This window comes from Halomonas sp. 707B3 (genome assembly GCF_024158645.1).
GTDB classification, from domain to species: Bacteria; Pseudomonadota; Gammaproteobacteria; order Pseudomonadales; family Halomonadaceae; genus Vreelandella; species Vreelandella lionensis.
The window spans coordinates 1-10,974 of record NZ_JAMZBE010000120.1 but is presented as its reverse complement, the minus strand read 5'-3'; the positions used below and the strand labels follow the sequence as shown (position 1 = coordinate 10,974).

Annotated in this window: 12 protein-coding genes; 5 read left to right on the top strand and 7 right to left on the bottom strand. The window is 57.0% G+C overall.

From position 1 onward, the window contains the following. On the bottom strand, window positions 1-554 hold a 554-nt coding region (locus BIS10_RS14230), incomplete at its 3' end, for a protein adenylyltransferase SelO family protein (protein ID WP_253506090.1). A gap of 70 nt (window positions 555-624) precedes the next feature. On the opposite strand from BIS10_RS14230, the gene BIS10_RS14225 reads away from it, so the two are divergent. Next, complete coding sequence (locus BIS10_RS14225; RefSeq protein ID WP_253506088.1) at window positions 625-1,278, top strand: DNA-3-methyladenine glycosylase; 654 nt, start codon at window positions 625-627, stop codon at window positions 1,276-1,278. Here the strand turns inward: BIS10_RS14225 and BIS10_RS14220 are convergent. After that, the gene (locus BIS10_RS14220) at window positions 1,275-2,141 is read right to left on the bottom strand and encodes an NAD-dependent protein deacetylase (protein WP_253506086.1); all 867 of its coding nucleotides are present in this window, start codon (window positions 2,139-2,141) and stop codon (window positions 1,275-1,277) included. The genes BIS10_RS14225 and BIS10_RS14220 overlap by 4 nt on opposite strands. Window positions 2,142-2,237: 96 nt before the next feature. Here BIS10_RS14220 and BIS10_RS14215 point away from each other — a divergent pair, with 96 nt between their 5' ends. Together BIS10_RS14215 and BIS10_RS14210 are read left to right on the top strand one after the other, a co-directional pair. After that, entirely contained in the window at window positions 2,238-3,410 is a 1,173-nt protein-coding gene (locus tag BIS10_RS14215) for a UbiH/UbiF/VisC/COQ6 family ubiquinone biosynthesis hydroxylase (protein WP_062372280.1), read from the top strand. 9 nt (window positions 3,411-3,419) lie between these two features. Continuing rightward, window positions 3,420-4,679: a PD-(D/E)XK nuclease family protein gene (locus BIS10_RS14210; protein ID WP_253506084.1), complete on the top strand. Its 1,260-nt coding sequence runs from the start codon at window positions 3,420-3,422 to the stop codon at window positions 4,677-4,679. Here the strand turns inward: BIS10_RS14210 and BIS10_RS14205 are convergent. Beyond that, window positions 4,676-5,884: a PcfJ domain-containing protein gene (locus BIS10_RS14205; protein WP_083025266.1), complete on the bottom strand. Its 1,209-nt coding sequence runs from the start codon at window positions 5,882-5,884 to the stop codon at window positions 4,676-4,678. The two genes, BIS10_RS14210 and BIS10_RS14205, sit on opposite strands and share 4 nt — an antisense overlap. Window positions 5,885-6,084: 200 nt before the next feature. Between BIS10_RS14205 and BIS10_RS14200 the strand changes: the two genes are divergently transcribed. Then, window positions 6,085-7,281 (top strand): homoserine O-acetyltransferase, encoded by a 1,197-nt coding sequence (locus BIS10_RS14200; protein ID WP_253506082.1) that lies wholly within the window; start codon window positions 6,085-6,087, stop codon window positions 7,279-7,281. 71 nt (window positions 7,282-7,352) lie between these two features. On the opposite strand, the gene BIS10_RS14195 is transcribed toward BIS10_RS14200, so the two are convergent. Together BIS10_RS14195 and BIS10_RS14190 are read right to left on the bottom strand one after the other, a co-directional pair. Continuing rightward, on the bottom strand, window positions 7,353-8,039 hold the full coding sequence (locus BIS10_RS14195) for an aspartate/glutamate racemase family protein (RefSeq protein ID WP_253506080.1): 687 nt from the start codon (window positions 8,037-8,039) through the stop codon (window positions 7,353-7,355). 80 nt (window positions 8,040-8,119) lie between these two features. Then, window positions 8,120-8,773, bottom strand: a complete 654-nt coding sequence (locus BIS10_RS14190) for a DsbA family oxidoreductase (protein WP_253506078.1) — start codon at window positions 8,771-8,773, stop codon at window positions 8,120-8,122. 98 nt (window positions 8,774-8,871) lie between these two features. On the opposite strand from BIS10_RS14190, the gene BIS10_RS14185 reads away from it, so the two are divergent. Further along, window positions 8,872-9,288 carry a hypothetical protein gene (locus BIS10_RS14185; protein ID WP_253506076.1) on the top strand — a complete coding sequence of 139 codons (417 nt, stop codon included), beginning with the start codon at window positions 8,872-8,874 and terminating at the stop codon, window positions 9,286-9,288. 41 nt (window positions 9,289-9,329) lie between these two features. On the opposite strand, the gene BIS10_RS14180 is transcribed toward BIS10_RS14185, so the two are convergent. Together BIS10_RS14180 and BIS10_RS14175 are read right to left on the bottom strand one after the other, a co-directional pair. Then, window positions 9,330-10,292, bottom strand: a complete 963-nt coding sequence (locus BIS10_RS14180; RefSeq protein ID WP_253506074.1) for a ribonuclease Z — start codon at window positions 10,290-10,292, stop codon at window positions 9,330-9,332. A 244-nt stretch (window positions 10,293-10,536) separates the two neighbouring features. Continuing rightward, a partial coding sequence (locus BIS10_RS14175) for a hypothetical protein (protein ID WP_253506072.1) occupies window positions 10,537-10,974 on the bottom strand: 438 nt, incomplete at its 5' end.

Sequence of the window (10,974 nt, the reverse complement as noted above, 5' to 3'; positions counted from 1 at the left end):
GCGGCAAACTGGAACGTGCCCACGCGAATATGGCTGCTGGCCACGCGGGTCAGCACGGCCCCCGGCTCGGCCATTTGACGCACCACGCGCTCACCGGTGGCAACGGCAGCCAAGGCGCGAGTGGTGGGCACGCCCACGGCGGCCATAAATTCACTCACCAGATATTCCCGCAGCACCGGGCCAAGAGGAGAGCGGCCATCGCCACCGCGAGAGAACGGCGTGCGGCCGCTGCCTTTTAGCTGCACATCACGGCGTATTCCTTGCTGATCCACCACTTCGCCTAACAGCAGCGCGCGGCCATCGCCTAGCTGCGGCACGAAGTTGCCGAACTGGTGCCCGGCGTAGCCCAGCGCTTTAGGCTCGGCACCCGGCGGCAGCTGGTTACCGCTGAACCACTGGGCCAGCGTGGCGTCGTCGGGCCGGGTTTGCATACCTAGCTGCGCGGCCAGGGCATCGTTAAACGCGATCAGGCTGGGCTGTGCCACGGGCGTAGGCTGGCAGGCCACCCATAGGGGCTCTGGCAGCGTGGCAAACTGGTGTTCAAAGGTCAGCACGGGCAACTCCGCTTTTCAATTAAAGGCCTACAGAATACCCTAGCAGCTTACTCAAGTAATTGGCGATAGCATGCCGCAGAGAGACACGTTAACCCCTGTTAAGTTACCGATAGAGCAAGAGGCGCTCACGCCCCTGCCCCAGGCCTTCTACAACCGCGATACGTTGGAAGTCGCCCGAGACCTGCTGGGCTGCTGGCTAGTGCGCCAGCTCGATGGTGAGCTAATGGCCGCGCGCATTGTGGAAACCGAGGCCTACCGAGGCTCAGAGGATTCCGCCTGCCATGCCCACCGGCGCAGAACGCCACGCACCGAGGCGATGTTTGGCCCGCCCGGCCACGCCTACGTCTATTTGGTGTACGGCATGCACTGGCTGCTGAACGTGGTGACCCAGCCGGAAGGCAACCCCTGCGCGGTATTGATTCGAGCGGTAGAGCCGGTGATCGGCGAGCCTGCCATGCGCGCATGGCGCAGCGTTGCGGGGCGTAATCTAAGCAACGGCCCCGGCAAACTTACCCGTGCGCTACGTATCGATAACGCCCTCTACGGCCACGATATGACGCAGAACGGCGATCAAGCGAACGGGCTGTGGATTACCTCTGGCGAGCCGCCCAGCGCGATTGCCAGCGGCCCACGGGTAGGCATCGATTACGCCCAACCCGCCGACCGCGACGCCCCCTGGCGGTTATGGAGCGAGGGCAACCCGTGGGTGTCGAAAGCGCGTTAAGCGCTCTTCAAGCACGCCACCGCCTGTTCCAGTACCGGCGTTAGCGGCGCGCGCCATTGGTGAGTCAAAAACTCATCGGCGCGAGTCACACCCAGCGAGAGCGATGCCACGGGCAGGCCCATAGCGTGGGCATCGCGGCAGAAGCGGTAGCCGGAATAGACCATCAACGACGTCCCCACTGCCAGCACCGCATCAGCTTGCTGCAGCGCCGCTTGGGCCGCCAACCGACGCGCCGGGGGCACCACATCGCCGTAGTAGACCACCTGCGGTTTGAGGATGCCTCGGCAGCGGGGGCAGTCCAATACTTTAAAGGTGGAGAAATCGGTTTCCAGATCCGCATCGCCATCCGGCGCGTGGCGGGCATCCAGCGCGGCAAAGGCAGGGTTCATGCGCGCCATTTCACTGTGCATGGCGTGGCGCATCATTTGATAGCCGCACGCCATACAGGCCACCACGTCCGCCCTGCCGTGAAGATCAATCACCTTTTTTGAGCCCGCCCGCTGGTGCAAGCGATCCACGTTTTGCGTGACCAGCAACTCCACATGCCCCATGGCCTCAAGCTCTGCCAGCACCCGATGCGCCCCGCTCACCTGGGCTTCGCGCATGGCTTTAAAGCCCACCAGCGCCCGCGCCCAGTAGCGCTGGCGTACGGCGAAGGAGCTCATAAAATCACCGTGCTGCACCGGCGGCGGGCGCTTCCACTGGCCATCGGCATCGCGGTAATCGGGAATCCCGCTGTCGGTACTCACCCCCGCCCCGGTAATCACCCAGAGTTTGGGGTGGCGTTTGATGAAAGCGGCCAGCGCTTCCCCGGCCACCTGGCTGCTCTCGCGTTTTTCTGTACTTTCCACGGCCTGCGTCAATGGATCACCCTAGGCAATACTGCGACAAGTCAACGATACTGTATGACAATATAAGCACATGCAATGTGCCCTCGATAGCGGAGTAAGGAGCCTCTCATGCAGTGGGATCACGAGATTATTATTGTCGGTGGCGGCATGGTGGGCGCGGCCCTGGCGGCAAGGCTCGGCCAGGCGGGCATTTCCGTGGGGCTCGTCGAGCGCGGCAGCGCCCCGAAACCCGCCAGCGGCGACTACGACCTGCGTATTTCATCGCTCAACGCCCGGTCACTCGCGTTTGTGAAAGCCAGCGGCGCGATACTGCCCGGCGAGCGCTGCTGCCCGTTCCGGCATATTGATGTGGCGAATCAGGATGGCACCGGCCACTCCGTGTTCTCCGCCGAAGAGAGCGGCATGAACGACTTCGGTATTTTTATCGAAAACCGCGCTTTGCAGTACGCCCTGTGGCAACGCCTGGAAGAGCTGCCCAGCGTGACCTGCTACACCCAGTGTGCCCCGCTGAGCACCATGGCGGCCACCACCGCCCGCATGCTAGAGCTGGATAACGGCAAAACCCTAAGTGCCCGGCTGATTGTGGGGGCCGACGGCGCGCGCTCTACGCTGCGCGAGCTGGCGGGCATTGGCGTGACCAGCCACGACTACCACCAGCGGGCGATGATCATTAACGTCGAGACCGAGCTGCCCCAGCAGGACGTTAGCTGGCAGTGTTTTACCCCTAAAGGGCCGATTGCCATGCTGCCGCTGCCCGGCCAGCGCGCCTCGCTGGTGTGGTACGACAGCAATGAAGCCACCAAAGCCCGCGAACAGCTCTCCGACAACGCGCTCCAGCACGCCATCGAAACCACCTTCCCCCAACGCCTGGGCAAGCTCACCCGTATTGTGGCGAGGGCCAGCTTCCCCATTAAGCGCCAGCACGCCAAGCGCTACATCGGCAAACGCCTCGCGCTGATTGGCGATGCCGCCCACGTAGTGCACCCGCTGGCCGGGCAAGGGTTGAACATCGGCCTACACGACGCCGACACCCTGGCCGAGCTGATCATCAAAGGCCGCGACCCCGGCGACCACATCAGCCTGCACCGCTTCGAATGCCAGCGCCGCCTCGCCAACCAAGCGATGATCGCGGCCACCGACAGCTTCCACCACCTGTTCACCGGCGCAAAACCGCTGCGCCAACTGGGCGATCTCAGCCTGCATTTGGCCGAGCGAGTGCCGTTTGCCAAGCGTATGATGATGCAGCAGGCCAATGGGTTGAATCCGTTCAGAATGTTTTAGGGGTACTTGATGTCTTCAGAATCAGCTAATTTGGCAGCGTTGGAGCGGTTTTTCGAGAAGTTGGCACTACTGCCCAAGCCGGAACCCCCTACCCCCAATTTGTTCTCCGTTGCAGGCCCTGGTCAGCATGAAAACCGTTTATCAGACTTAATGGCCTTCTTCATGGGCGGCTACCCCGGTGCGCCCCGCTGGTTAGCCAAGGCGTTGCTACACGCACTCGTGCGTAAAGGCCACTTCGATGACGAACACCTACAGCAAGTCGACTGGGAAGCAGTTACCACTGAGCGAGAAGCAGGGAGTTGGAGCGCCGAAAGCGCATCGACGAAGCGCTTGGATCTAGTGGTGTCGGGAAACGACTTCGTCGTGGGTATCGAGCATAAAGTATGGGCTTCAGCAGAGCATAACCCGTTTGATGCCTACGACAGCTTGCTGAACAGCTATGCGGTTAAAGCTTACCGATGCGTTTTATGCCCGGATGACTCCAAGGAAAGCGTTTGGGTTCCCGCTAAAGAGGCAGGCTGGCCGACGCTATCCTACTCAGAACTATTAGCTTCGGCTTATGCGCTGTATGGGCAAGATGTAGCGCCCTCTGATCAGACGAAATGGCAAATCTTTTATCAGGAATTGCTGCAGCACATCACCTCTATTGCCCAGCCCACGGAAGAGAAGACCATGACGAAAAAGGAACTAGAGTTTTCGTTAAAGCATTTTCATGACTTATACGAAGCATCTCAGCGCCTGGAACAACTCGACCAAGAGTTGATGGCGGAAGGAAAAAGCCACATCGCTGCTGCGTTACAGATAGCGGTCACCGATATCAACACCAAGAATAAACCGGATATTTGGAATGAGCAGACGAGAGTATGGCGTTTTTTTCCAAGCGCTTGGAGTAAGGCTGGTGCCTCTCAAATATGCCTTGTTTATTACCCTTCATCGGAATCGGAAGGCGATGAAAGTATCGGTTTCGAGATTCGAGCATATCTGGAAAATCAGAAAAGCAGTGGCCCTTGGCTGCAAGAAATTGAACAGTCATTTCTGAGAGTAACGCCTATCACCAAACAACCGGACTGCACTTGGTACAGAGATGGTGGATACAAAGATGGCAATGGTCATGATACTTGGTACGAAGCCAAGGGCCGCTGGTTAGTGTTAAGTGCCTGGCCCTATGAATACACCAAGGCAGGTGCTATGAAGGCACTGGGTGATTTGGCGGCATGGGTGGATGAACACGCTTTTCAGACAGCAACGCTTCCCGCAGAGCAAGCCTAAGAGCCAGCTGACAACCATCGCTGTATTGCCTCTAATGACGCTTCGCTAGGCAGCGCATTGCAATAACCACGTGCTTCTTGCAGCCCCCATTTACCGCCTTGCGGGGCAAGCGCAATGGTTAGTACCTCAGGCGATTGCATGTGGTAAACGAATACTTGGCGGGCAGCGATTTGTGCCGCATAACTGCCTATACAGTGATGCATTTGGGTGCCTTCAGCCAGCAGGGCATCCCAACTCTCCAGCGCAACGATATCGGTATGGCTGGGTATGGGCGCTTCAGGGTAATCCCCATACTTCAGAGTCAGCACAGCAGCACGCTTCCCTCGGCTTAAGGCATTAAAACGCTCCACTAAAGCATCATGCAGTTGCTGCAACGCCTGGATATCGCTTACACGGTAGAGCTGGGTGCCGTTAGGCGCGAGGCGTTGGATGTCTTCCACCATGCGCTGTAGCCAGACGATTGTATGCAACGATGCATTCTGCTCAATCATCTCCAGCAGCTTTGGCCAAGAAGCGGGGAAGCGGTTCAGGAACCACACATGGTTAAGGTTAGGATGGGTGAGATGCCGCAGTAGCCCCAGGGCGTCGGGCTGTTGCAAGCATTTCCGCAAAGCGTCCAACTGCCAGCTTGCGATTGACGTTAATGGAATACGGCGTAACAGCCTAGCAAGAGAAGCAGAACCCGGTAAGCCAATTATTTCCAACAGCCTAGCACGCTTGTCGGACAGCCAAACTGCCAATTCAGCTTGTTCAATATTTAACCTCTGTGCCCAATCAAGCGTGAGAACCAGCAGCAACGGGGAGTCTTCGGCTAATTGTTTGGCAGAAGGTAAGCAGGCACAGGCTTGGTAGACAGCATAACGCATAAAAGGGGCGTGATCGCCCAACGCTACAAGCTCGGAAGGGGCCCCCTGCTCAAGGGTATTATTCTGAGTGCATAAAATATCCAAAGGAAGACCAGGCGACTGGAGAAAGCGGCTTTCCGCAACAACAGCGCCGTCGCTAACGCTTCTCCAAGAAAAGGGCTGGCTGCCATACCAGCCTTGAATCTCAAGCACTAGCGGATACCCAAGTTGCCCAGAAAGATCTAATGACCACCAGCCAGAACTCTCACCGCCGTGTTTAGTTTGTAGGGAAGCACTCTTATTATTTTGACGCTTGGCTCGAGCAAATAGCTGCTTCATCAGGGCGGCGCAAAGCTGCATATGACAGTGTCTCCGGCGGTAAGCATTATTACCCACTAGTTCTTCTTAAGAATTGAAATGCTAACCGTTGCTACCTACTAATGCAGCAGGCCAATGGGCTAAATCCGTTCAAAATCCTCTAACGCTGTCTATGCTGAGGGAGTGGCTGCCATCAACAGCCCTAAAAACAATCACAATAACCCCTCAAAAAAGGAAAGCGCATGCGACGCAAGCAACCATTCGCGCTAGTGACGGTCGCCTCGTTCACCAGCCTTGGCCTGCTGTTGGCCACGCCCTTATGGGCTTGGGATGGCGTGGTCGAGAAGCAGACGTTCGAGATGGAGAGTTTTACCACTCAGGGCGGCGAGACAATCCCTAACGTGACGGTAGGCTGGGAAGCCTACGGCGAGCTTAACGAAGCCCGCGATAACGCTATTTTGATTACCCACTTCTTCTCCGGCACTAGCCATGCGGCAGGCCGCTACAACGCCGATGGTGAGCCCACTGGCTATTGGGATGCCATTATTGGCCCCGGCAAGCCGCTGGATACGGATGAGTACTACATCATCTCCTCCGATACGCTGGTCAACCTAGGGGCGAATGACCCTAACGTCACTACTACCGGCCCCGCTACCATCAACCCCGATACCGGCGAGCCCTGGGGCATGGATTTCCCCGTCGTGACCATCCGTGATTTTGTCGAGGTGCAGCGTGCTCTGCTGGAGAGCCAGGGCATTGAATCGCTGCATGCGGTGATGGGCGCTTCCATGGGAGCCCTGCAAGCCATTGAGTGGGCCAGCGCTTACCCTGAACGCGTTGAGCGGTTGATTCCCGTGATTGGTGGCGGTGTGGCCGACCCATGGCTGCTCGCCACGCTCAGCGCCTGGGCAGCGCCGATTCGCCTGGATGCTAACTGGAACGAAGGCGACTACTACGACGGAGAGCCGCCCACCGAGGGGCTAAAAGAGGCGCTGAAACTGGTCACGCTCAATGCCAACCACTGGCAGTGGGCCAACGAAGCCTTCAACCGCGACTGGGCCGATGAAACCCGCGACCCCGCCCAGGATATCAACGCCCGCTACGCCATCGAGCAAACCCTGGATGACATCGCCGGCGCACGGGCGAAGCTCTCCGATGCCAACCACCTGCTCTACCTAGTGCGCGCCAATCAAGCCTTTATGGCAGGCCACGGCGACTCCTTAGAAGCAGGCCTAGCCGCCATCGAAGCCCCCACGCTGATGCTGTATAGCGAGAACGACCTGGTCTTCGCCCCCGAAGGCGTGCGCCGCACCGCCGAGCTGATTGAAGCAGACGGCACCGAGGTAACCTTGGAAACGCTGGAAGGCAACCGAGGCCACCTGGATGGCGTCGTTTCCATCGAGCAAGCCAGCGAAACGTTGCGGGAATTTTTACAGTAAGGGAGAAAGCGCTGGCTGCTTTGGGAGCCAGCGCTTGGCAATCGCGTTACGGACTAGTCTGACTAACCACGTCACAACGCCCGCTGAACCGCCTGCTCCGCGTGGATCTCAGTGGTATCGAACAGCGGCACGCTCGTATCCGCTTGCTGAATCAACAGGCCAATCTCAGTACAGCCTAAAATCACGCCCTGCGCGCCGCGCTCAGCCAGCGAAGCAACGATATTTAGGTAGTCAGCTTTGGCATCTGCTTTTACCACGCCCAAGCACAGCTCTTGGTAAATCACCGAGTGCACGCGCTCGCGCTGTGGCTCAGTGGGCACCACCACCTCGATGCCATGGCTCTGAAGGCGCTCGATATAAAACGCCTGCTCCATGGTAAACCGCGTACCTAGCAAACTCACGCAGGTAATGCCCTGCTGTTGCAGCACCTGGGCCGTGGCATCGGCGATATGAAGCAGCGGAATGGAGACCGCCGCTTCCAGCGGCTCGGCCACCTTGTGCATGGTGTTGGTACACAGCACCAGAAAATCGGCCCCTGCCGCCTCGACCGCTTTGCCCGCTGCTGCCAGTATCTCAGCGGTGGCCTGCCAGTTGCCCTGGTGCTGCAGCGTCTCTATCTCGGCAAAATCGACGCTGTACAGCACCACCTTGGCCGAATGCAGCCCGCCCAACGCCGTACGCACATGCTGGTTGATGAGGCGATAGTAGGTCTGCGTGGATTCCCAGCTCATACCGCCGATTAAGCCGATGGTTTTCATAGAGTCGCGTTCACAAGTTGGTGCTTGGAAAAGGATATGCTGAGAGTGCTACCCCACCTTCAGGCAGGGCTTCTCACACATTAGCTATTAGCGTTCTCTTCGGCCACCTGACGCAGCGCATCCACCAGCACGTCGGCGGGCTGAGCACCGGAAATCAGGTAGCGACCATCGAGAATAAATGCGGGTACGGCGTTTACTCCCGCATCCATAAAGCGCTGCTCGGCTTCACGTACTTCCTCCGTGTACTGATCGGAGCGGGCGATGGCCTCGGCGGTGTCGCCGTCCAGCCCAACCTCAATGGCCTTCTCACGCAGCACCGCTGGGTCGGCGGGGTTTTTCGCTTCGCCAAAATAGGCCTCGAACAAGGCCAACTGAAGCGCCGTCTCTTGATGTTGCGTTCCAGCCCACGCCAGCACGCGGTGGGCAGCGAAGGTATTGTTCGCCCGGCGCTCCAGCGCGCCACGGAAATTCAGCCCAAGCTCTTCAGCGGCGGCCATAATCTCGCGCTGGGACTGCTCCATGGTGGCCGCGTCTTTGCCGTACTTGCGGCACAAGTGCTCCAGAATCGGCTCGCCTTCAGGCGGCATATCGCGGTTTAGCTCAAAAGGCTGCCAGACCAACTCAACGTCGATCTCGCCATTGAGTGTCTCTAACGCTTGCTCCAAGCGCCGGTAGCCGATGGCGCACCACGGGCAGGCCACATCAGATACTAGGTCGATTCTTACCTTTTGCATTTCGCTTACCTCTTCGACATATACCAAAATTCGATCAAACTAAAAAAGCATGGTACGTGTATATAGTGAGTAACGGCAGTACTGATAAGGAGATCGCCATGGATAAAGCAGCGTTAGCACTCATCACCGTGTTGCTAATAAGCGGGTGCAGCAGCAACACCGCTTCATCTAGCGCGCCTGCTCCGGATACGGCAACCGAGCAACACCAGCCCCACCATCAGCTAGCCGACCAATGGATTGGCCGATGGACAGGCGTAGAAGGATTATTTCTGGACATCAGCAAAAACGAACCTGCAGGCCCCGGCCACTATCTACTTGAAATGCAGTATGGCCTGGATGCTGATCAACGCGGCACCTTCGAAGGCCAAGCAACCGTCGAGGGCATCCGCTTCAACCGCGAGGACGGCCAACACTTGCTCCGAGCTGGCGATGGCGAAGCCACCGGTATGAAATGGCTATTGGAAAAGGAAGACTGCCTAATAGTTAAAACAGGTGAAGGCTATTGCCGCGACTGATCTACCCGTTGGGCTATCAAGAAGTGGCACGGTGACATCGGTTATTCGTACGACAGTTCAGTCAACTGGCCCGGCTTATCCAAGCTGTATTCGCTAAAATCCCGCGCCAAGTAGAGCGCGCCTGAATAGACGCTTTGCGCCTCTTTACGGATATCCTCAATGGAGGGAGAAGTATGGGAGATAAGCGGATAACGAGGGCTGAAGTGGGTTAGCACTAGATTGGGCAGCGTGACCCGCTCGGCAAACGCCGCCACCTGCTTGCCGTAGCTATGCCCTACCTCACCGGCCTTCTCTGCCATCTCTTCGGTGTAGGTGGCTTCGTGCACCAACACCTGCGCCCCGGCGCACGCCTGCGCCAACAGCTCAGGCTGGTCGTTGTCTCCGGCAATCACCACTTTTCTAGGGGCGTGTTTGAATAGCAGATAATCCCGGCTGCGCAGCGGCTTGCCTTCAAACGCCACATCCCTACCCTGCTTCAGCTGCCCCCACAACGGCCCTCTGGGAATGCCTTGCTGATCCAGTTTGTCCACATCCAGAGCAGCATCCACATTGCGCTCGGTGAACGCATAGGCATAGCACGGCACGCGATGGGAAAGCGCAAACGTCTCCACCGCCATGTTCTCAAACTCAACGCTGGGCAGTTCGTCCGAGCAGATGAATTCCAGCGCGAAAGGCAAGCTGAGCTGCGTCACCTCACACGTCGCTTCCAACCAAGTTTGGATACCGGCAGGGGCCACAATGGTCAGCGGCGTTTTCCGTCCGCCCATTCCCGCACTCGCCAGTATGCCCGGCAGCCCATAACAGTGGTCGCCGTGCACGTGGGTAATCAAGATGGCTTTCAGTGAATGGAACGACAGTTTCGTATGCAAAACCTGATGCTGGGTGCCCTCACCGCAATCGATTAGGTACCAGCCCTTTCCCTTGCTCTCGCGTAAAGCGACGCCGGAGACATTTCTGCTTTTTGTTGGTACTCCGGCGGAGGTTCCAAGAAACAATAAGTTCATAGATTGATCATGATCTCGCTTATTCACTCGCTTTAGGACTAAGGCACCGGATTGTAAGTTATTTAAACTTAAACAGTAGTGCTTTTACAATGAACATCAGGCGTACATTAATGCAATTGAAGATTATGTGCATACTGCAAGCTTGGCGGATGCAGCTTACGATTATAACGTTTAGCACTTAACCCATAATGCCCCAAGATGCGGCTCGAAACGTCCGACAGTCTTGGTTTGTTATGTACGATGTTCATCGGGGTAATGACATTAAAAATGAGTCGACCTTTTCAAACATATAGTCATTGGGATCATCTCCCTTCTCTTTCATGTCGAGCATATTACATAGATCTTCATCTGTCAGATTAATTATTAATTTACCATGCTCTCTCATAGCGCCTTGAGAAAACTTCAATGCATTATCGCTAATCCCTTTTCTTGAAATTATAAAAGCTACTGATCGAAGGGCCCTTTTATGTAGATATTTTTCAGTAGTTAATACCTGTCCCTGGCTTATCTTGAGCTTATAATTCTTGAACTCAAACACCACGTATCTACTGTCCAACTCATTGCATATAAACATCCAAAAATCTGGGCTCTTCGACGTTGGGTGTGGAATTCGCCCCCTGAGCTGGGCCAGAATATGACCTCCACAGCGGCAGGAGGTATGACATGGACGGCACCCAGATTC